Origin of the sequence: Neorickettsia risticii str. Illinois (assembly GCF_000022525.1) — a bacterium.
Classification (GTDB): Bacteria; Pseudomonadota; Alphaproteobacteria; order Rickettsiales; family Anaplasmataceae; genus Neorickettsia; species Neorickettsia risticii.
In genome coordinates this window covers 777,897-800,375 of record NC_013009.1, presented here as the reverse complement: position 1 = coordinate 800,375, position 22,479 = coordinate 777,897, and the positions used below count along the sequence as shown (strand labels likewise).

Below are 22,479 nucleotides of genomic sequence, written 5' to 3'. Positions count from 1 at the left end.
GATTTAGGTAAATCCATAAACAAGCACCTGAAAACGACTCTCAAATCGGACAAAATGAAGAAAACCCAAGCAGAGTTCTTTTTTTATGATTCCATTCTGCGGGATACATCCAACACAATGGAAGTCTTATTTGATATACACCAGCCAGATATGATTTCACATTAAGGAAGATAGATTTCCTAGGAAATCTATCTTCCAATTTGAGCAAATAAGGCATTACGCATCAAGCAAAAATGTAAAGCCTACCTCTAAGTTATGAAGTAGATGTTTTGCTATAGGCACAAAGTTTACACCTTCTACTGGTGCTGTTTCTACCTCGTAATCACTAAACCAGTTGGTTAAGGAAACACCACTAGGTGACTTAGATCTTATCACACCCAAACCTGTTACTGGTTCTTTAGTGCCACTTTCTGCAAAGTAGCGTGCAGTATATCCCAAATAAGGAACTACACCAGCCTTCTTTAGATAATCAACATCAAAGGAGATACCAACCTTACCCTGCGCAACAAAAGGTGTACTAACTAGGTCTTGTGCCTCCGATAATTTGTATTTGACCTTAGCAAACCCGATACCACCTCCTATAAACATGTTTAGTACTTTACCAGCACTGAAGTCGTGGTAGACATTCAATAAGCCGGCCTTGTAACTAAAATCCGTGAATTGCATAGGTCCGACGGGCGCAAATTGTATACCGTCTAATTTTTTATTTTTCTCTTTGTCAGCTGTCAAATTAGATGGTACGTCTGCGACACCATAGAAAGTTTCTTCTGCTCTTTCAGCGAGCTTACCTGTACCGTTTATCAGGGCTTCAAGTTCTATTCTTGTTTCTTGGATGTGATAGCCGACTGCTAGACCGATACCCATCATGTTGAATCCATGCGTAGGTCTGAATTCCCTTATCACAGTACCATTAAGATAGCCATCTGGGGTACCGGTATGCTGGTCATTCCAGGCATTTACCGCTGCACGTCCGGTATCTAAAAAATTACTTTCTCCAGAGAGCTTTGTTATATTGAAGACTCTTCCGTAAAGTCCAACTTCCTCTTTCTGGACTTCAGAGTCTATGGCTTTGGCTTCGTATGTGGGGGCTAGAGCAAGCAAACAAAGACATGCAGCACTTTTTAGAAAACGATAATTGATCATCTGTAAACCCCCAATGGTTCAGTAAAATGCAAAGAACTAACCTAATTTTGTAAAAAAAGTATTACTTTTTTTCGTATTAATCCAAAATTAGCCCTATAAACAGTATAAAAAATAAGATTTTCTTAGAATTCAAGTGTATAAAATCTGAAAAAAGTTACTTAACCCTGAAATTTTAGAGCAAACAGAAATTCATAAAATGAGACCGGATATTGGTCTTCCTAGCACTGAGCTCAGCACCTCTTTGAAGGGCGGAGCTACAACAAAACTCACGTGCCAAGACGCAGTGCAGGAGGAATTTTTATGGTTACTTTATCTAGGCTGCGTCAGTGCACATAGAACGCTATACCAGCTTCAATATTGTGTGAGACATGACTCATTTCACGGATCACGTTCACCGCTTCCTTTATTTTATCCACAATACCTAGACCTGTGTCCAGACGACTTGTAACTATTGCTGGGACGTCAGTCAGCTTTTCTGCGCACAAGCTTGAAATAAGCATCAACCTGTATCCAAAATATGGTTTTATTGACAGTGAGAATAATTCAAGATCCGCTTTTAATCCTGTTCTTAGCTGTGTTACGAGTGGAAATCCATAACTACCATCATTTCCTTCAGTGAGTATGCTGCCACTCCCGATCCCGAGGCTTAAGTAAGGACTGAACAACGTTACCCCTGAGAATTCCAGGTTGGTATTTAGAATTCCCAACAGGTATACATATCCACTATTAGTCTTCCTATCCCTGGTTGAGACGGTTTTAGTTTTATGTGTAGGCTCACTGGTTTGAGTTGATAAACCCGAGGAGGTAGTTCGTCCATATAGGCCTTCTACTTCCATACTGAGACCTGATACAGTGAATCCGATTTTACCACCGAAACTCTCAAGTGTGCTGTCCATAAGTTTCTTTTTAGTTACAGGGAAGAGCTTTGCTTTTTCTGTGTTAATGTTCCCATGTATATCTTCCCCACTGATTTTACCGGCTACAAAAGCGTTGTAGTTAGCACCAACATAAAATTTAGTGCCAGACTTAGCAGGAAATGCACCGGCAAAATCACCCAGGAAAAGAGCGAGCAGTAAAACCCAAATCGTAGATCTGAAAATATTCATAAATACTAAGACCGATTTCTCATTCCAAAAGGGGAATGTATCATAAAGATATTTCTTATCAACAAAGACGATAGTGATGTATCAATATGAATGACGATTTCTAGGGTTTGCGCGTTCGTGATGTTTCAATTTTGTCTTTGTTTTTCCGAACTATTTGCGAGTAACCAAGATTTGATGTCTTCTAATTGTTTGTGGTCCATGAGTGAAGGTGCATGTCCTATACCAGTGTATTCTACGCACGAAATTCTCTGGTGTGACTGAGCCATTTTGGTGAATGTTTCTTTTGATAACATGCGTGAGAATTCGCCTCTCAATGCAAGTATTGGAATATTTTGATTGATATTGTCCCATATTTTCCATAAATCTCTGGATCCAGTTATGTTTTCTCTGTGATTCCTAAAAATTTCTGGGTCGAAGTCCAACACATATTTTCCTTCCTCAGTATTTCTGAAGGAATGACGCAGCATGTGCTGCCAATGTTCTTCTTTGAGTAAGCCAAGTGGTTTTAACATTACTCTTAAGAATTTGTCTGCTTCCTCAAGCGATGAAAAAGTCGGGTACATGGAGAGATATTTGCTTAATACAATCATTGCCGAGAAGTCTGTATATGGTCCTATGTCATTTATGACAAGTGCTTCAATTTTTTGAGGAATAGTGGATGCTAACATCATAGATATTATCCCCCCCATTGATGTTCCAACTAAAACGCATCTCTGTAGAGCTAGTCTGTTTATAAATTCCAAAAGAATTTTGCCATAATTCTCATATGTATACAGGTCTGCTTGCATGTATTCGCTTTCCCCTCTACCTGGCACATCTATAGCTATGACCCTAAAATCGCTTTCTGCTAATGTCCTGGCTAGGTAATCAAAGTCACGTTTATTTCTATTAATACCGTGAATACAAATTACAGGTCCAAGTTTACCTTTATGGTTCCAGTCTAGGTATACTATTTTTCCGAAACTACTTGCTATGCTTTTTTTTTCCACTTTTTTTTCTGTTAAGTTTCTTAAGCTCGAAAAATAGCCTACGAAGAAAGTACTTTCAATGTTGGAAGGATGAAGCGTATACGCACCGTACCCTCAAAGTGCACTAGACAGCACAGGAAATCTCGGGAGTGTTAAGACTTTCCAAAGAAAGAGAAGTAGAGCTTTCTGGTGTTTCCGAGGGACTTTCCTTCCTGATGCTGCGCGCCCTTGTTTCACACAGAGCAAATACAACCAGAAAAATTAGAGCCGCGCAAAAAAGGGCTAGTGAGACGGAAAACACTCCCAAAACACACGATTCTACTTTTGCAGTGTATCTTTCAAAAAGGATGTTATCTTTGAAAGTTTCCCTAACTATGCCCTTTAAAATTTCAGCCAGCGGATTATCACGAATATCATAAAACCTAAGCACAAAGCTCAAAACGCTTTCGGGTTTTTTGTTAGGTATCAGAAGGAATGGTGTAATTAGGACAGTGGTAGCTAAGGCGGTTCCAGCTGTAAATCCGAGTGTAAACTGTGCTCCTTTTTTAGCAAGATCCTTTCCTCTTTTTTGTTTTAACTGCTTTTCTACAGTGTCCTTTTTTCTTTTAAACGCACTCCCTACCTCATAGGAGGTCAAAAGGACAAAACCTCCAACGATAACTAGTGCAGTGACCATACTGACAAGAATTACTCGACTGAGAAAAGACCTGCTGGTATCAAGCAGAGACTCCTTGTTCAACAAAAGAAATTGTGCCAACGGGTTCGAGGGTTGAGAAAAGTAGAGCCTGTTCACGGTACCCTCTATGAGCTCATAGAGGACGGCGGAGTCATGAAGGTATTTTATCAGCGCCAAGATAATAATGCTTTGTAGCGCTACCTGTGCCAGAAATCCAAGCAGGACTCGACAAAGCCAACCAAATCTCCTATCTTGTTGTACCGAGCTTCCCAGACTAGTATAGCCGGGCGAACTCACATAACGCTTTAACTCCACTTATCTAGAAACAAAACCAAGCAACATTTGTGCGTTCAGAAATTCGACCACAGACCTACGGCAGAAACTAACTAGAATGTCACAGAAATGGACAAGCACGCACATGGATATTATACACGCTACACAAATGAAATGTGAAGATAGAGACGCTTATCAATCCATGATTCGACAATTGTATGGCAATGTGTTACAGTACACGTGTCGCTTGCAGTGCGGGTGAGGAAAAGAATTTGGAAAGATTTCTTTTGGGTCCTGGGAGCCTTATAAAGGTGGTCCGGAGTGCCTGCATTGGATCGATGTTTCGTTTTTGTCTGCTCATGACAAATAAAGGTGCTTTCTTTGTGAATATCTAAAAAATACGCTGGTGCTATGCCGTATAAAAATTTGGTTTTTAAGGGTGGTGGTGTAAAGGTTCTTTACAGTGTTGGAGCTATGAAAGCGCTAGAAGAGCGTGGCGTCCTAGATTCCATAGAACGGGTTGCGGGTGTTTCGTCGGGTGCTGTGCTGGCTCTTCTTACCGCGATAGATATGAATGTAGAGGAGATGAGGAATTTTTTTCTTGAGATTCCTTTCGCAGAGGAAGTAGACGCAGTGTGTTTACCTGAAGAGACCAGCAGGTTTTTTGAAGAGTATGGCAGGTATACTGGTGATAAGTTGCTTGGGCAGTTGCGTAACCTACTAGAGGAGAAGTGCGGTAGTTCGGACATTACCTTTGCCGAAATGCATGATCTTGGATTTAGGGATCTCTATGTCTTTGCTACAGATGTTACGAACAAAAAACTTGTGCAATACTCGTGGGAGGATACGCCGGATTACAGTGTTGTAGATGCTGTAAGAGCTTCTGCTTCTTATCCGTTTTATTTTGTTCCATGTCGTGGTCCAAATGGGGAGCTTTTAGTTGATGGAGGCCTGCTGGATAATTATCCACTTTGGCTTTTCGATCAACCTCAATTCCTTTCCGATCCAGATGCGAAATACAATGAGGAAACCCTTGCTATCCACATAGGTAAATGTGAAGAGCAGCAGACCTTGTGGTCGCATAAAGATTTGGTCTTCATGATGCAGTTGTTCAACGATATGCATGCTGACACAATTTCCGAGAAAGTTGGAGGTTTAGATTTTTCTCAAGTGGCTTCTAAGGCCAATGCGTATCAAGACCTGCTTGGATATCTGATATATATTTTCGATACTGGGAGGTCTGCTCAACCTAGGTATCATCATCCTGATTTTGCCGGAGAGATTAGTATCGATACAAATTTTGTTAGTTCGAACGGTAGGGTGTTGACCACTTTTGATCTTGATCTCAGTGAAGAAGTTCGCCGTGAGCTCATGGAGCACGGAAGGAAGGAAGCGCACAAGTTTTTTGAGGAAGAATGTCTCCTTGGAACAGAATTTTGTTACCTCATGGAAGATCCTTCAACGTACAATTTGCTATAGTGCGTTAGAGGGAGATCAGTTTAATAAATTGTAAATTTTATATTTACATCTAGGTCTGCTGATCCGTGAGTACTGGCTGGATAGATTCGCAGTATCAGGCTAATGTTGTGTTACGCTGTTTTGGCAGTCGAAGCGCGTTACACGATAGACATGACGACGTTATCCTTAATTTTTGACTTATTATGGAGCAAGAGTTCGGTTAGGCTGCGCTCCGCTTTTATTGCTGCGTTTGTGTTTCTCTGTTTGGCGAAGATAGCCAGCAGCCTGGTACCATTCATTTATAAATTCCTTTTTGATGCAATTGAGAAATTTGAGTCGGTACAGAATTTTTCTGTTGGACCAGTTATTTTGCTTGTCTTCGCTTATGCAGGGGGAAGGTTTCTATCTCAAGTTTTAAATGAGCTAAAGGAGATATGTTTCGTCTTAGTTGAACAAAATGCTGCTAAAACATTAGCTTTAAAAACCTTTTCCCGTCTCCAGTACATGGGGATGAGGTTCCATGTAAGCAGAAAAATAGGTGAAGTGTCTAAAGTAATGGAACGTGGTGTAAAGGCAATCGAAACATTCTTGAGATTTGTGACCTTCAGTATATTTCCAACTTTCCTTGAAACGATCTTTGTTTGTATACTCGTCCTTCTTTTCTATCCATACTACTACTTTGTGCTGCTTTTTTTGACACTGGCTCTCTACTGTATTTACACGATATTGATCACACAGTGGCGGACTGGCTGTATAAGAGAAATGAAGCTAGCTGAAACAAAGGCTGCATTCAAAGCGGTCGATAGTCTGATAAATTATGAAACTGTCAAATATTTCAATAACCAAAGCTACGAGGCTAATTGCTATTCTAACTTTCTCAAAAACTATGCAGAACTTGCAGTAAAAAACAGAAGGAGCTTGTCTGTTCTTAACATTGGCCAGGCCTTAATCATTGCTCTTGGTTTGATTGGAATAAATCTTGCGGTTATCCTTGACATCCTTGCCAATGCTGCAACGATCGGTGATTTTGCTTTAGTTAATACATACCTTTTGCAACTTTATATTCCTTTAGGAAATCTTGGTTTTGCGTATAGGGAAATGCGTCTTGCTTATCTGGATGTAGACTTGGTTAGAGAACTGTTATCAGAAGAATGCGACGATAGTGTGCAAAATCACCGGCCTAAGTTTGTATTCAAGGAGGGGGTGGTCGAGTTCAAGGATGTGAGCTTTGGATATTCGGATGATCGCCAAATTTTAAAGAATCTCTCTTTTCGCATGGAGCGTGGGAAAACTCTCGCAATAGTTGGAAAGAGTGGTGCTGGTAAGTCAACAGTATCGAAATTATTATTCGGATTTTATTCTCCATCCGAGGGGCAAGTCCTTATAGATGGTCAGGATCTTAGTACTTTGAGGCCCGAAAGTTTTCAACGATATATCGGTATTGTTCCCCAAGACATCACACTTTTTAATGATACCATCTTTAACAATATTGCATATTCCGATCCGCAGAATATGAAGTTGGATGATGTGGTCAGAGTTGCAAATCTTGCAAGTATTCACGAGTTCATCACTCATACAAAGGAACAGTATCAGACCGTTGTCGGAGAAAGGGGTCTAAAGCTTTCTGGTGGTGAGAAGCAAAGGGTTGCCATTGCACGTATGTTACTCAAAAAAGATGCAAAAATTCTCGTATTCGATGAAGCTAGCTCTTCGCTTGATAGCAAAACGGAATCCGCAATTAAAGAGAGCATCATGAGTGCTGGGAAAGATTGCGCGTCTTTGATTATCGCGCATAGATTGTCTACGGTGGTTTATGCGGATGAGATCATAGTTCTTTCTTGTGGTGAGGCGGTTGAAAGGGGGACTCATTCGACGCTTCTTGCTATGAAAGGTGCATACTACACACTATGGCAGCATCAAAATCGGTTTGGATAAAGAATTGTTTCATATTCCAGAAATAAGATAAGCTATATCATATGTCATTTGATGCATTGCTAACCTGGTGTGGGATGCCTCGTTTGTCTGTTAGTAAAGAGCGCTGTGTTACCTCCTAGATGTAGATTTTCTATGTGGTCGTGGCTAGAATTTGTCCGACTGAGCTGCGTGTAATCAATAGTAGTGGTGCGAGTTCTTGGTTTTGAGTATTTTACCGGGGACGCGTTGTGATAGTTGTGTTGGGAAATACTTAACGATTAGGTAATAGTGTGTATCTGAGTGGGTGCGGTGTATCCATGGTGTCATGAGTTGATAGCAAAATTTGAAGTATGGGTGTAGGTAGTTTAGGTCTTGATCCCCTCTTTAAGGGTCTTACGCGTCCGGCCATGTTCCTTGGTGTGAGTTTTACTTTTAGTGCAATGAATCTGATTATCTCGTTGCTTGCGTACATACTGACAAAAAACCTTTTTATCCTGCTCTTTTTCATGCCGACCATACACGGGATAGGGTACCTTATCTGTTTCAACGAGCCGCTCTTTTTGGAGCTTTTTCTAGTAAGGAACCAGAAGTGCATGAGATGTAAAAATCGTGCTTACCATAATGCCAACTCTTACGATGTGTTCTAAGGATGTTCGATTTCTCCGTTTTTAAGAACTATAAGGCCAAAGTTGCTTCCTCGGAGTATCACGCCAGAAATTTTATACCCTATAAGGATCACTTAGATTCCAGTACCATCCTCCTGAAGGATAACTCTATGCTTAAGGTTATAAGGCTGGTGGGTTATCCCTTTGAGACCGCCGATGACGAAGATGTAGACATTCATAAGGCATTAAGAAATCAGCTTTTTAAGAGTGTCTCTTCTGGTCATTTTGCTCTTAGTTTCCACTTAATCCGGAGAAGAGAAGGAAGTCAAGCTCGTGCTTTCTTTTCTAACAAGATACCTAACTATTTTGCTGACTATGTCAGGAAAAGATGGCGCCAGAAGCATGGAAATAAAAGCTCTTTTGTGAACGAGCTATACATAACAGTCGTGAGGCGTAATGACAAAAAGGTCGAGCTCTTCAACGATTTGTATAGAAAAGTAACTCGTAAGGACACAAAAGAAGGTCGTATTGCTGATTTGAAAATTGCCCACGAAGAATTGGAGGAAATGACAAACAAGCTTTTAATAAGCTTGAGGAACAATACACCGCATCTTCTTGGGTTGAAGAAAGTCGGCAATGTCACATACTCCGAAGTTCTAACTTTTCTCTCTAGAATTGCTAATTGTGGTGTGACGCAGTCGGATCTTGTTCTTCCTTACAGCCAACTAGATGAGGCTCTCTGTGGTTGCAGGATGTATTTTGGAAGGAAGTCGATAGAAATAGTTACGCCATCCAGAAGTGAGTATGCCGGGATTATAAGTCTGAAGGAATATGGGCAGAACACGTCGGCTGGAATGCTCGACAATTTTCTGCAAGTTCCATATGAACTTGTTATCACGCAGACATTTCAGTTTGTGCACAGACAGGTTGCAATCAGTAAGATGCAGGTTCAGCAGAGTCGAATGTTACAAACTCAGGATAAAGCTATTTCGCAGGTTGCTGAAATAACTAGAGCTCTCGATGATGCTATGAGTGGTCGAATTGCGTTTGGTCTGCACCATTTGACCATACTCTGTCGTGAAAAAACTGAAAAAGGGCTTGAGAACGCGCTGTCGCTAGTTGAATCTGAGCTGACAAATGCGGGTGTGTATGCTGTCCGAGAGAAGATCAATCTAGAACCTGCTTTTTGGGCGCAGTTACCCGGAAATTTTGATTATATAGTTAGAAAGGCGACAATAAGTACGCTCAATTTAGCGGGCTTTGCATCACAGCACAATTACCCATTTGGGAAGATGGAGGGTAATCACTGGGGGGATGCAATCACCGTTTTTGATACTACTTCGGGTACGCCATTTTACTTCAATTTTCATTGTAAAGATGTTGGGCACACGCTAATAATTGGCCCAACAGGTGCAGGTAAAACTGTCTTGCTCAACTTTTTATGTGCGCAAAGTATGAAGTTCAGGCCACGGATGTTCTTTTTTGATAAGGATAGGGGTGCCGAGATCTTTATTCGTGCGCTAGGCGGTGTTTACACAGTGATAGAACCAAGGAGCAAGAGTTACTTTAATCCTCTTCAACTTGACGATACACCTGAGAATAGAACCTTCTTGACAGAGTGGTTAAAGATTCTGGCCTCTGTCAATGGAGATAGGTTCACTGCGGCCGATATTGCAACACTAAATGATGCGGTGGCAGGTAATTTTAAGCTCGATAAAGCAGACAGAACTCTTAGCAATCTTTCTGCGTTTTTTGGGTTGGAAGGTGACAATAGTTTGGCTACTCGCCTATTAATGTGGTATGGGAATGGTTCGCATGCAACACTTTTTGATAATCAGGAAGATTGTCTCGATTTTTCGAAGGCTAGTGTATTTGGCTTTGAAATGGGACACCTCCTTAGAGACAGTGCGTCGCTTGCGCCTGTTTTGCAATATTTATTCCATAGAATAAGCATCTCATTGGATGGGTCTCCTTCCATGATTGTGTTAGATGAGGCTTGGGCCCTTATAGATAATCCAGTTTTTGCGCCCACAATTAAGGATTGGCTTAAAGTTCTGAGGAAGCTGAATACATTTGTTATATTCGCTACCCAAAGTGTAGAGGATGCAAGTAAGAGTGCGATAAGTGATACTCTGGTTCAGCAGACAGCAACGCAGGTTTTTTTGCCAAACCTTAAAGCAACAGATGTTTATAGATCCGTGTTTATGCTTAGCGAGCGTGAATACACTCTTATCAAACACACAGATCCAGCTACGCGGTTTTTCTTGATAAAACAGGCTATGAGTGCTGTTATAGCGCGAATAAATCTTAGTGGAATGGAAGATATTATCTCAGTCTTATCTGGACGGGCGGACACGGTACTGCTCCTGCACCGGATTATGGAAGAGTATGGTGAGGAACCAGTGAAATGGCTTCCAATTTTTTATGAAAAAGTGAAGGAGTTAGATCGGCAATGAAGCTTTTTCTCAGAGGGATACTGTTACTCTTGGCACTCAACCTTTTGGACAATAATATACTACTTCTTAAAAGCGGGTTCTTCTTTTCTTATGCACATGCAGAAGAGGTTGCGCTACCAAAAGTAATGCCGGGTGAAGCATCTTACCCTGAATGTGGAACCGATGTAGCTTTTGCACTCATTGGTTTGATTGCCGGTATTGTTGCTGGAATAATGATTATTGCTGGCAGCGGTACGATCATGGCCGCTGTTGGTCTTGGATTGATAGCTGGTGCGGTAGTTTCAGCTATGCAACTGGTAGGTTGCCTTTGGTCATTTGTTAGAAACCCGGTTCTTAGAACGCATACTGGATACTACAAATACTGTCAGGATGAGAGTGCGGGAGCTGAAGTCTGCTCCGATGAGAAAATGGCCTATTGCGACAAGAAAGAGAGCAATGAAATCAATAGTAATGCGAAGGGTTGCACATATGCTTGGCCACGCAACAGAGCAGAGAACGGAAAGTACATTGAAATATGTTATAGAGAGCCTTTTGATTGGGGTTATATCTCCAGAGTAGGGCAGGAAACTCAATTGGACAGCAGGGAAAGTAGTTTCACTGCAATTAATCTTGGTGTGTTAGGTGGTGAGAACAAAATCCAAAGTTTGGACACACTTCTAGACATGAAAAGAAAGGTAAGTGTGCGCTCGATACAGTGTGTAACACTGAAAAACATGGAAAGTAAGAGAATAGGTCCTTATGTTTTTTCAGCTGAGTATGATGGATCCAAGCTTTGCGGCTATGTTACGTTTTCTAGAAGGGCGAAAGTTGGTTGTCATTTGAGGGATCCTGTCGATCCTGCGCCTATGTGCATCAAATCAAAGCCGATTTATGATCCTGACGATCTTTCCAGGGTGTTAAGTTACGATAATTCAGGTTGTTTCAGTTGTTACATAAGTAGCGCATGTTACGGTGTGACAGGTCTGATTGCTAAGGCCCAGTTCCCGATGACATCTTTGGTAGTTCAGTGTATTAGGGAATCATTGAGAAATATTTTAGTCTCAGACTGTAGAGATGGAGAAAGTGACGGTTTCTTAGTTATTGCACAGAAAAAATTAAAGACCGCCGTAGAGGCTGTACTGGTACTAGCAATTCTGCTATTTGGTTTCAAGCTGCTAAGCGGTGGTGTAAGCGGTGTACAAGAGTGGACAATGTTTGTCCTTAAAATTGCTGCGATTGCTTATTTCACGATAGGTGATGGAATGATCGTCTACTATGATAGATTGCTGACGCTCTCTACCGGTCTGGCAGATATCGTCTACAGTGGAGGAGGAAAAAAAGATGTGTGTGACTTCGACTCATCCGAGTATAATGAGCTCGTGGTTACGAAGGCCCTCTCCGCTGAGGAAAGGGCGTGTTTTGAGGCTTTTGTCAAGTCAGGTCATAAAAGAGACTTCGCTGAATTGAAGAAGTTTATTGATTCAGGTGCATTAAGTTGTTCTTCGCTGAAGCCGGAAGGCGGTGGCAACTTATCGATATTCTCAAAATTAGAATTAAAAAATCTCTCCTACATGACTCTTTGGGATAGGTTAGATTGTAGGGTGGCGTTCTACTTGGGTAGTGCTCTTGGTAATCCGACTGTTGCTGGTGGGGGTGTAGCAACAGTCATAACGGCTGGTGCGATAAGTGCGCTTGGCGCAGGGATATACATGGTACCCGTATTGATCTTGGCATTCTTTTTTGCAGGACAGCTGGTAATTGCCTTGTTGGTCCTAATGTACGTGATACTTATGTTTCTCATTATCCTGTGGATAGTTCATCTTTTTATACTGGCAATAATCGCGCTTACGATACTTATACTTTTTTCTCCAATTTTTATTCCGATGATTTTGTTTCAGGTAACGAAACCTTTCTTCGAAGGCTGGTTGAAAGAAGTGATGGCTTACTCCCTTTACCCTATAGTTCTGTTTGGATTTTTGGCTCTTGTTTTCTCTGTTTTTGATAAGCTTTTCTTTGATGACTTGACCTTCCAGCGTGTCTCCAAGTTGGATGGTGTGCGGAGTTACTACAGCTATAAGCTTGCGAATCCAGACCAGTGTAAAGAGAAAAATGCAGACGGAGAATTGAGGAGTTCTGCAGTTCTCGCATGTGTGATTCAGGAGATGTCACTTACGCAGAAGCCGTTACTTTTTGGTATTTATGTAACTACGATTGCTAGTGACCCTTCAGCCACTAATGCTTTATGGATAAAGCTGGGCATGATGGCCTTAATGCTATTTTTGTTTTTCCACTTCCTTGGTATTTTGGGTGGCTTGGCTGCGGAGCTCGTTGGTAATTTCCGAGCAGATCTTTCAAGACATGTTAGCAGTCCTCAAGCTATGGCAAGGAAGCTCGCTGCTGTTTCGCTTAATACTGCCAGCACCCTAGTTGCAGGAGGAAAGAATATAGGCAAGAAACTTGGAGAAAAACGTTCGAGATCAGGAAATTCTGGTGGCCAAACAGTTGAAGGTGCTGGAACAGATAATGCTGGAGGAACGGGTGGTGCAGGTGGTGCAGGTGGTGCGGGTGGTGCGGGTTGAGCAAACAGTATACAAGATGCTGACGGAGGTCAGAATCAGAGCTGGAGGGGTTACTGTGCCCAATAAAGGTTTTGCGCTTGTTTGTTTGTTGGTTCTTCTTTGTTTATCTGGATGTGCTGGAGAGTGTATTTCCGGTGCCAGCTCTAGTGACATTAGAGAAGGTACTTTGCGAGTCTGTCCCAATCCAGGTGATGTAGGTGATAGGAATTGTCTGGAGTATATGGGTGTTGGTGAAGGAGAAGCCCGTGATGCTAGGACCCACTGGGTTAACTTGGGTATCAATCTAGAAAAGGGTGATATATTTGAATATAGACTTGAAAAATCTGAGGATTATTCACTTTGTTATCCTCCTTGTCCTGATAATTGTTTGAACGAAAATGGTGAGAATCTCTGTGATACTCCTAGTTGTAGGTCGGTGGATCTTGAGTTTCCAGGGGGCAAAGCTGAGGTTGATCTTAATCTTCTTGAAGGTGATGAGGTTCTCATAGGTTTGAGGCCCGCACTGGAACCTGGGTTGATTAATAATGATATTTGTGCAGGTAAAGATGCAAGAATCTACCCCGGAAATTATCAGGAATGTATGAAGCGTAGGGGGGAGCCCTATGGGAGTCTTTTTGCGCCGGGGATTAATCTGGTGATTAGTAGTAAAGGTGCTCTAGACAAGTTTAAGGTTGTCTACAGTATGAGTAGCGGTATAGATCAATCGATTGGCACGGTCGGTTTGTGTAAAGCTGTAGTTTTTGGAGAAGATTTAGCGCGGTATGAAAAGGAGATAGAAAATCTAAGGGGGAGAGTCCCTGGGGTTATTCTACATAGGTACTGTAAAGTACTTATAGAGAGAGCTGAACAATTTATAAAAAAAAAGGAGGCCTTGGTTGAATTTGAGGGTGGAGATCTTGTTTTGCGGTGGCTCGATCTCTCTTTGAAGGATGATAATGGGCAGCTTTCTTACTTGTGTGGAAGTAATGTGGGTATTCCGGATCTTTGTAGCGTCACAAGTGGGGGTTATTTTTCTGGTCGCACAACGGTTTCGTTAAATAAATTCTTTAGGGTTTCTTCAAAGTCCTATAAGTCAATGGAACTACAATTCGGTTCATCTGATCCGGATGTTATGCAGAGCGGTATTTTTAGACTCAAAGTGAGTAGGAAATGCGATATTCCTGGTTTTGATGGAGTGAATGTGTATATCTCTGATCAAGGGCCTAACTTTGAACCTTCAGTTCATGGTGAAGGGGGTGCCTTTTTGGTGCCAGACTCTGCCAATCTAATAGATAGAAAGGGATCTGTATACATGGGAATAGTAGATCAACGAGGAGATGGGAAGGCGGGAAGCCGGGGTTACATATCGCTACACTATGTTCTTAAGCGACAAGGCGGTACAAAATTTTTTAGCAAAGCAACCAACAGTGTAAAGAGTAAAATAATAAGGATTTTGTACGGCAAGACAGTCGATGAATATGGCAGGTTCAGCGAGGGTGACGATGTTGCTGGTGCGGTAGGGAGTGTCTATAAAGCAGTGGCAGGCAGTACGCTTACAATGGCAGTGCAAGCTTCTGTAGTACTTTACATACTTGTTTACGGTTTAGCCTTCTTGTTTGGTCTTGTTAGGACGCCTCAAGTCGATCTGATCATCCTACTTGTAAAGCTTGGCATAGTTGCAGTTCTTTTTAGTCCCAATAGCTGGAAATTTTTTAATGAGAATTTGTTTCAACTTTTTGTGGAGGGCTCTGGACAGTTGATCAATTACTTTTCTGGCGACATGAATGGCGTAGATTTTGCATTTCTTGATAAAGTACTTGGTCCTTTTAGCACACAAGAGAATTGGCTCAGAATCTTTAGTTTTTTGTTTTCTGGTGGTTTAGGGATCCTGTATTTCTTTTTGATACTTGTGGGCCTAATACAGATTTTTATGGCCATGCTTAAAATCATCGTTGCATACGTTATGTCGATTGTTATGGTGGCTATACTTCTGTGTCTTGCACCAATCTTTCTCTCCATGATTTTCTTTAAGAGGACAAAATCCATTTTTGATAACTGGATAAAAAACTTGGCACAAGTGGCCGTGACTCCTGTTATCACATTTGCTGCATTCGCAGTATTGACAGAAGTTGGCTTGGGAATAATTTACGCACTCTTCGATTTCCAGATTTGCCCGAGATGTGTGATTGAACCAGATCTTGTACTGTTCAAATTCTGCCTACTTGCCGTGTATTTACCAACCTCATACGATACGGGAGGGATAATGGTCGCACAAAATGCAGGCGGGATGCCGATAGGTATAAGTTTAGTGGTGTCGTTCATTGTGATTAGTAATGCAATTGTGGCATTCACTTCGAGAGCTGCAATTCTTTCTAGTTCAATTTTTGGTGCGATTGCATCTGATGCAACAGTTCCTGCAGAGCAATTTATGGATAGTATGAAAGCGATTGTAGGCCAAGATGCTCAAACACAGTATCAAAAAGCACATATGAGACACACTAAAGAACTCGATCAGGAGAAAGATGAGCCTGAGAAACCACCAAAACGTGGTAGATAATGGGGTATTTATGCGTAGAGTAGTCCTGGGTTTATTGTTTCTTTTAAGCGCTTGTGACGTTGAGTGCATCTATCCTGGTGATGGTGTAAACGCAAACTTTACAAGTGTCATTGTACCCGCCTATATGGAGGGTATGGATCCTTCCAAGCCTAGCACGTTGTGGGTAGATTCAGGTATCAAAATTAGAGAAGGTGAAGAAGTACCTCTCAGTGTCATTGGTGACATAGACCTATGTGGGAAACTTTTCAATAAAAAGGAATTTGAAATGTGTCCCGAGTGGAATTGTCAAGTAATCGATGTAAGTAACAGATCTTGTGCAGATGGTGTTCCTCCAGGCATACATAACCCATCAGACCTTTTGGATGTTAAGAATAAGGAACCTCTATGTGAGAAATCGTCAACAACTTTACAAAGGTACTATGTTGATACTTATCTAGAAGTTTCACCAGGAGACAAGGTGCTCTTTGAGTTGATTCCCGTAGTCAGTGTCAATCTAGTGGATTGCGACAACATACCACTTGGGTTTTCCTGGTACAACAAGGAAGATTTTAAAGACGTAAAAGGTAAAAAGATACAACTTGTTTCTGGAGATGATGCGGATCCAGTTGCTATATGCAAAGCTGGTGGAGAGGTTCGTATACAAAGGGGTGAGCATAAGTTGCAAGTGTTTCTTCCTCCTTCGTTGAAGGGGGAGTTATTGAATTCATCTCTTGTTGGAAACGGCTATACCCCAAGAAGCAATAGGGTCATAGTTGGAGGTGGTAGTGCCAAGTGGATAGAGGCAGCTGCGGTCGATATGCGGGTCATTGTTCCACATATTTTGTCTGATGAAACATTTTGTGATGTTGGTTTCAAGAGTCAAGTTGACCCCGAAGAAATTCGTAAAGGAAGGAAGATAAGCTGGGAATACAAGTATAAGGATTCTTGTGATTCGAAAAAGGATGAAGGAAACCTTAAAAGGTTTGAGACGTACAAGGTAAACAAAATGTGCGGAAATTTTGTTTCGGATGGTGTGTATAAAGATGGAATCTATAGTATTAGGTACGATGAGGATTTTGATAATTTAAATCCTTGCTTCCGTGCACACACAAGGAACAAGTCAGATTTAGAGAAGGCATGGGCTGATTTACTTGTTGCGAAAATAGGTAAAGCTGGCGGAAATAAGTCCGCACTATTGCGAAGTGATGATGAAGCTCAGTTGTGTATTTATAACATTGGTACGGAAGAAACCATTCTTTACGGTAATAGGATAAAAAAATGTATTAATGTTGATGAGTATGGTGGATCTGTACCATCATTGGAGTTGAATACATGGTTTACCATTCCGCGCAGTATCACTGGAGGAAGTCCGCTGCTTCTTGGGATTGCAGGTAAAGAAGGTTCTTCAAAAAATTCTGTATATTCAGGTTACCGTGTAAGAGTTCGGAAAAGTTGCTCGTACCAAAATGGGGAAAAACTTTATGTCTATATTGGTGATAGTCCGCCAAGTGTTGCGCCTGGTACTACGCATCCAAACGCGCACGAACTTCGCTTCAATACTGGTACTCCGAAGAGGGCAGTTGTTAACCCGCAAGATATCAACCCAAGTACTTACAGTCTTTCTTTTAACGGGAGTGGAAACGTCTATTTTGGTATAGCAGGAGCTACTGATAGTAGTTTGGTGAAAGCCGTAAAAACGGGAAAATACCTTCCTAGTGAAGATAACAAATATACGGTCAGCATAGTGCAAGAACAGTGGTACCCAAACTTCTCCGGTCCTTTTAACACGATCTACCATGCAATCGTAAAACTGTTTTATGGGAAGGGTCAAAAAGATCCGTATGGTAAACCTGAGGCAACAGGAGTAGTGGTACAAATTTATAGTGCAATTGTTGGGAAAATTGCACCTGCTGTTCGGGCATTGATAGTGCTTTACCTTGTCACTTATGGGCTGTCCTTTCTACTTGGGATAATCAGAGATCCAAAGTCAGATGTTGTACTGCGGGTGATGAAGATAGCATTCATTTTGCTCTTAGTGAGCGACTATAGCTGGAAGTTTTTTGGCGAAACAATTTTTGACCTTTTTGTTAATTCTTCCAATGAGCTCATCTACTATTTCACTGGCAGCCTAAGTGGGAAATATTCTCCGGATAGCACATTTGAATTTCTAGATAGAACTGTTGGTGTGATAATAACAAACCAGTTTTGGTTAAGGATGCTAGCTCTTTTTCTTTCAGGTCCTGTAGGTTGGCTTGTCATGTCAATCATACTGTGGGGTGTATTCCTCTTTTTCAGTTGCATCATCGAGGCAATGGTGATCTATCTCATGATATTGATTGCGACAGGTTTACTTTTTTTATTAGCACCTATCTTTATAGCTTTCTTGATTTTCCAAAGAACGAAACCTTTGTTTGAGGGTTGGCTCAAAATGTTGATCTCTTTCGCTTTGCGCCCAATTTTTATTTTTGGAACCCTCGCGTTATTAAATGCAGTAATGATGGCAACGTTATACGAAGTGAATAATTTTGGTGTCTGTTCTGGTTGCGTTGTTTCCACAGATATATTCGGGAGTGACTTGTGCATTATCAGTTCGCTCATACCTATAGGATTTGATGCCGGAATGGGTGTTTTAGACCGTTCTCTTATTCCAGGGAGTGCTAGTTCTGGTTTCATGGGTCTTCCCGTATCATTGGTTTCAGTGATTGTTTTTCTTTTGGTGGCTCACTCTATGAAGAGCTTCCTGAAGATAACGGATTCTATGGTGGACATGATCACTGGTACAATGATGGGTTATACCGGTGTTACAGGCGGTGGTAGTCCCTCCGATGCAGGTCATGCTGCATATCAAGCTATGTTATCTGTTGTTGGTTTGGATGATGCAACTCAGTCCGAAATAGGGCACGCACTTAGATCACGTGCTCGTAGCCGACGTAGTATTACGTTGGAGGTTACTGAGGATGCTGAAAAAGTACCTTCAGGTACAGACGATACACTGGAGAAAGCGGAGCGTAGTTCTTTAAAGGATTCTTCCGAAGATCCGAATATGAAGTCTGCACCTTTGAACAATGAAGAATTGTCCAATGCTTCCGTCATGAGTAGTGGAGTGCAGACTGATACAAGTGGGAGTCAGGGCACCTATAGTCTGGCTGGTGCTCCTGGGAGCAGGCCTGATGAAGGAAATATACCTAATCCTATCTACGAAGGAAGTTCTCCTCGTGAAGAGCACATTTACGCTGAAATAGATGATGTGCGTAATCAGAGTCCTTACAGTTTAGCTGGTGCTCCTGGGAGCAGGCCTGATGAAGGAAGTATACCTAATCCTATTTACGAAGGAGGTCCTCCTGATGAAGAGCACATTTACGCTGAGGTGGGTGATCAAGATCCTTATACTTTGCTAGGTCCTTCTGGAGGAGAAAGTAAAGAAGACAGTTCACAAACTTCTCTAGCAGTGGAGAACACAAACTCTAATAAAGAGGGTGCTGAACCGGATGATGAAACTCATATCCAGAGTCAGGTAGGTGATGATGAAAAAGATTAGGGTAGCAAAAGTAAGTAATTGTGTAACACGATACTATCCGAATGCTTTGAAGCGCGTTCTTGTACTCATATTTGGACTGTTTTTACTGTCTGGCTGTGAAAAATGTGAAAATGTGTGTCCAAGATGTATAGCAGCAGACGATTTTGGTATACCTAAGTCAAGTGCTTCCGCGTTAATTGAGCGTGATAGCCCACTTCTTAAGTCAGATGCAGCACTGCTTGGTTTAGAGGACAATACTTCAGGCAAGCAGCTGATGCGCTGGGAGGATTCCGGTTATGTTACTTCGGGTGAACCAATCACTTTGAATGTGGAGGGACGGTGGTTGTTTATGCCTGCGCGTAGCGCGCTCCGTTTTTCTAAGGACGAAATACAAAAGGTTTTCCGTTGTGGAGACATTGACTACGACGCTTTGAATGGAGCTAGTGAAGAATTTAGGAGGAATTTTCCAAACCAGTCCTGCACCTACTTGCCAGCACAAATGACCGATATTACAACAGGTTGCTTGATTAACGGTGCAAAAATAGATCCTAAATTTTCCGAGTCTGGATGCATATTAGAAAAGGGGTATGGATTGTATCTACTTTTTCACCGTCCTGGTGATCCGAATCCTAATACTACTTTTTCCTCCATTGCAAATCCATCTTCTCCAACAATCCACGTTGGATACACGGGCGATAATATTACTATAAAGTCGGTTTTTACAAGCGATTGCACGCGTTTAAAATTGGAACCTGACTGGAGAATCTACTACAAACTTATGGACGTGTTCTACCAGAATAACATGGGTGGTTATTCTCTGGAATTTCGTACAGGAGTGGTTGATCCAAAAAATACTGCAAAATTTTTTGAGAGTGTACGTTCCACGCTACAGGATCTTCTTACCGGACAGAACGAGGCGATATACAGGGCCATTACGTCTAATAACGACTATGTTTCATTAGTGAAGGCGCTAATAGTTCTGATGATTGTTCTCACAGGTCTTAGGTTCCTTATGGGAATGTCTGAAAGTCCGCCAAGTGAGTTACTGATAAAAGTTTTAAAAATGGCAATTATTCTTCAGCTAATTTCTCCGAGTAGCTGGGATTTTTTCTATAACAATTTGTTCCGTCTGTTTATAGATGGACTAAATGAAGTCATAGCAGTGGTAAATTCTCATACTGGTGCTGGTTACCAGCCAGATCGACCTTTTGCTTTTCTTGATGATACCGTGAACATTTTGTTCAAGATGCTCGTTTCGACAAAAGTCAAGGCGATCCTACTTGCGTATCCATTGGGAGTTTTTTGGTGGTTAATCCTTTTCTTTATACTGGTAATCTACGTTGTACTTGTTGCATATGCTTTTGTTGTTTACATAACCGCCCTCGTAGGGATATCGGTGTTGATTGTTTTGATGCCAATTCTATTTTTGGGAATGCTATTCGGACAGCTTAAACATACTTTCGATAACTGGTTTACCCAGGCACTGAGTTTCTGTTTCCAAGCGATAATGATCTTTACTGTAGTTTCGCTGTTTTCAGCAATGATAAAGGACCAATTTTATAGAAACACAGGTTACACGGTCTGTTGCAACAAGTTCTGGGTTTTTCCATTTAATGTTTCCGTTTACGCTTGGACACCTGGGCAGAAGTTTATGCCGCTCAGTATAACTCACATGTGGGAGAGTAAACGAGTTGAGTTTACTGGTGGTGCAAAAGTGATTGATATACCACCTTATTACAAAGAAAAAGGTTGTAGATTTGTTGATTATCCATTCTATGATCCACAAATTAGCAATGCTGATTGCAGGATTGCTGGTTTTGCTGGGAAAGGAGCAGATTGGGAGCGGATAGAGGAGATAAGAGAGTCTGATTCTGGCCTGCTTGATATGGCCGAGGTGTTTGTTCTGTTGCTTCTTTCGGTGATTATGTTCCACATGAGGGACCTTTGTCAGTCTATAGGGGCGGCGCTCGTTGGTGCATCACCATTCCAAGCTGTGATAGGTGGTGCTTATGCTGCTCAGGATGGTATAGGTGGACTCTACAGAGCTGGAAAAATGATTATAGGTGCGCTTGCCGACAAGCTTCCTGTGCTTAGTAGAGTACGCAGCGGTATAGATGATATTGCTTCTCTCAGAAGTCGTGTTGGTGAGACTATCGCAGCCAAATTAAACGAGACAAACTTGGGTGAAACCACAATGAAAGTACTCTCAACTGTCGGTGACGTCTCCAGTGGTATAGTCAAGGGTACAGGTTATCTCTTGGGTGTGAATTCAGAGCTCAGTGATCACTATTATGAGAAAAAAGCCTTTAGGCAAATCAACTATACACAGGCTCTCATTGGGTACCATCTTGTATCGGTTGTAGGTACTAGGGATTTAAGTGATTCACCAGGAATAAAAATGCTTTTTGGTGGTCTTAAACACATGTCGGATAAGTATTTCGTTGGAGCAAAGGAGGAAAGTCTTTTTGGTGGTTTACATAAACTCTACGTCTGTGAACGGGAAAAAATTCATGATTACTATCTTGGCATTCAACGTGAGAAATTACCGGAACGCGTGGATGATGTAAAACGGAATGAAAAGCCAACTGCTGATTTCTCTAGTTTTACTGAGAATGATCTTTCGATAGATAAAAGTTCAGACGCTAATGAAAATCTATCACATCATCCTAATTCATTACCTCCTTCATATAGCGAGATCGAATTCGAAAACACAACTCCTGATATTTCGTTGGAGCTTCCTGAATTTGTTAATACTGATGAAACGTCTCCAGAATTAACACCTCGAACCGCTGTAGAAGAAACGCCTCGTGATTCCGCAGGGGAAGAAATTGGTACGTCTGATGTTTCAGGAAGATTACCTGAAGATATGAGTACTGATGAGATGTCTCCAGAATTAACACCTCGAACCGCTGTAGAAGAAACGCCTCGTGATTCCGCAGGGGAAGAAATTGGTACGTCTGATGTTTCAGGAAGATTACCTGAAGATATGAGTACTGATGAAACCCGTCTCGAGTCAGCGTCCCATGGTAGAATGGGACAAGATATTACTCAAGGTTCCGACACAGGAAACACTGCTTCTGCGTTTTCTAATGTCACTCAGGATGGTGAAAATATTTTTGCCTCCCTTATGAAAGGTGCTGCAGACAGACAAAGTACATCTGAAGATCCTTTGCATAGTGTTACTTCAGGAGAAAAGCAAGCCAAGAAGTCTACGAGGAAACGTAAAGGGCGGAAATTGCCAGGCCAGGTTACTGAAACTGAGGAAAAACCCGAGGAATAATACCTAATAG

Annotated in this window: 12 protein-coding genes; 8 read left to right on the top strand and 4 right to left on the bottom strand. The window is 41.6% G+C overall.

Going from position 1 to position 22,479, the window contains the following annotated elements:
* Positions 1 to 216: 216 nt before the first annotated feature.
* The 4 genes from NRI_RS03635 to NRI_RS03620 form a co-directional block, all read right to left on the bottom strand.
* A complete protein-coding gene (locus NRI_RS03635; protein WP_015816684.1) occupies positions 217 to 1,143 on the bottom strand; it encodes a P44/Msp2 family outer membrane protein in 927 nt (308 codons plus the stop codon).
* A 323-nt stretch (positions 1,144 to 1,466) separates the two neighbouring features.
* Positions 1,467 to 2,249 carry a hypothetical protein gene (locus NRI_RS03630; protein WP_015816683.1) on the bottom strand — a complete coding sequence of 261 codons (783 nt, stop codon included), beginning with the start codon at positions 2,247 to 2,249 and terminating at the stop codon, positions 1,467 to 1,469.
* Positions 2,250 to 2,374: 125 nt separating this feature from the next.
* Positions 2,375 to 3,238, bottom strand: a complete 864-nt coding sequence (locus NRI_RS03625; RefSeq protein WP_015816682.1) for an alpha/beta fold hydrolase — start codon at positions 3,236 to 3,238, stop codon at positions 2,375 to 2,377.
* Positions 3,239 to 3,341: 103 nt separating this feature from the next.
* Positions 3,342 to 4,208, bottom strand: coding sequence for a hypothetical protein (locus NRI_RS03620; RefSeq protein ID WP_015816681.1), 867 nt, complete (start codon positions 4,206 to 4,208; stop codon positions 3,342 to 3,344).
* 369 nt (positions 4,209 to 4,577) lie between these two features.
* On the opposite strand from NRI_RS03620, the gene NRI_RS03615 reads away from it, so the two are divergent.
* From NRI_RS03615 to NRI_RS03580, 8 genes are all read left to right on the top strand, one after another.
* On the top strand, positions 4,578 to 5,645 hold the full coding sequence (locus NRI_RS03615; protein WP_015816679.1) for a patatin-like phospholipase family protein: 1,068 nt from the start codon (positions 4,578 to 4,580) through the stop codon (positions 5,643 to 5,645).
* Positions 5,646 to 5,747: 102 nt separating this feature from the next.
* Positions 5,748 to 7,559, top strand: a complete 1,812-nt coding sequence (locus NRI_RS03610; protein ID WP_015816678.1) for an ABCB family ABC transporter ATP-binding protein/permease — start codon at positions 5,748 to 5,750, stop codon at positions 7,557 to 7,559.
* Between the two features lie 329 nt (positions 7,560 to 7,888).
* Complete coding sequence (locus NRI_RS03605) at positions 7,889 to 8,185, top strand: type IV secretion system protein VirB3 (protein ID WP_015816677.1); 297 nt, start codon at positions 7,889 to 7,891, stop codon at positions 8,183 to 8,185.
* A 2-nt stretch (positions 8,186 to 8,187) separates the two neighbouring features.
* On the top strand, positions 8,188 to 10,599 hold the full coding sequence (locus NRI_RS03600; RefSeq protein ID WP_015816676.1) for a VirB4 family type IV secretion/conjugal transfer ATPase: 2,412 nt from the start codon (positions 8,188 to 8,190) through the stop codon (positions 10,597 to 10,599).
* Positions 10,596 to 13,157, top strand: coding sequence for a TrbL/VirB6 family protein (locus tag NRI_RS03595; RefSeq protein ID WP_015816675.1), 2,562 nt, complete (start codon positions 10,596 to 10,598; stop codon positions 13,155 to 13,157). Before NRI_RS03600 ends, NRI_RS03595 begins: the two co-directional genes overlap by 4 nt.
* The gene (locus NRI_RS03590) at positions 13,087 to 15,693 is read left to right on the top strand and encodes a TrbL/VirB6 family protein (RefSeq protein WP_238522994.1); all 2,607 of its coding nucleotides are present in this window, start codon (positions 13,087 to 13,089) and stop codon (positions 15,691 to 15,693) included. The genes NRI_RS03595 and NRI_RS03590 overlap by 71 nt, the downstream gene beginning before the upstream one ends.
* A gap of 10 nt (positions 15,694 to 15,703) precedes the next feature.
* A complete protein-coding gene (locus NRI_RS03585) occupies positions 15,704 to 19,210 on the top strand; it encodes a TrbL/VirB6 family protein (protein WP_041351660.1) in 3,507 nt (1,168 codons plus the stop codon).
* Positions 19,194 to 22,469, top strand: coding sequence for a type IV secretion system protein (locus NRI_RS03580; protein WP_148205732.1), 3,276 nt, complete (start codon positions 19,194 to 19,196; stop codon positions 22,467 to 22,469). The genes NRI_RS03585 and NRI_RS03580 overlap by 17 nt, the downstream gene beginning before the upstream one ends.
* Positions 22,470 to 22,479 lie beyond the last annotated feature (10 nt).

Coding starts and splice junctions, on each gene's coding strand:
- NRI_RS03595 (WP_015816675.1), top strand. CDS start 10,596: ATGAAGCTTTTTCTCAGAGGGATACTGTTACTCTTGGCACTCAACCTT.
- NRI_RS03580 (WP_148205732.1), top strand. CDS start 19,194: ATGATGAAAAAGATTAGGGTAGCAAAAGTAAGTAATTGTGTAACACGA.
- NRI_RS03605 (WP_015816677.1), top strand. CDS start 7,889: ATGGGTGTAGGTAGTTTAGGTCTTGATCCCCTCTTTAAGGGTCTTACG.
- NRI_RS03600 (WP_015816676.1), top strand. CDS start 8,188: ATGTTCGATTTCTCCGTTTTTAAGAACTATAAGGCCAAAGTTGCTTCC.
- NRI_RS03635 (WP_015816684.1), bottom strand. CDS start 1,143: ATGATCAATTATCGTTTTCTAAAAAGTGCTGCATGTCTTTGTTTGCTT.
- NRI_RS03630 (WP_015816683.1), bottom strand. CDS start 2,249: ATGAATATTTTCAGATCTACGATTTGGGTTTTACTGCTCGCTCTTTTC.
- NRI_RS03610 (WP_015816678.1), top strand. CDS start 5,748: ATGTTGTGTTACGCTGTTTTGGCAGTCGAAGCGCGTTACACGATAGAC.
- NRI_RS03585 (WP_041351660.1), top strand. CDS start 15,704: ATGCGTAGAGTAGTCCTGGGTTTATTGTTTCTTTTAAGCGCTTGTGAC.
- NRI_RS03615 (WP_015816679.1), top strand. CDS start 4,578: ATGCCGTATAAAAATTTGGTTTTTAAGGGTGGTGGTGTAAAGGTTCTT.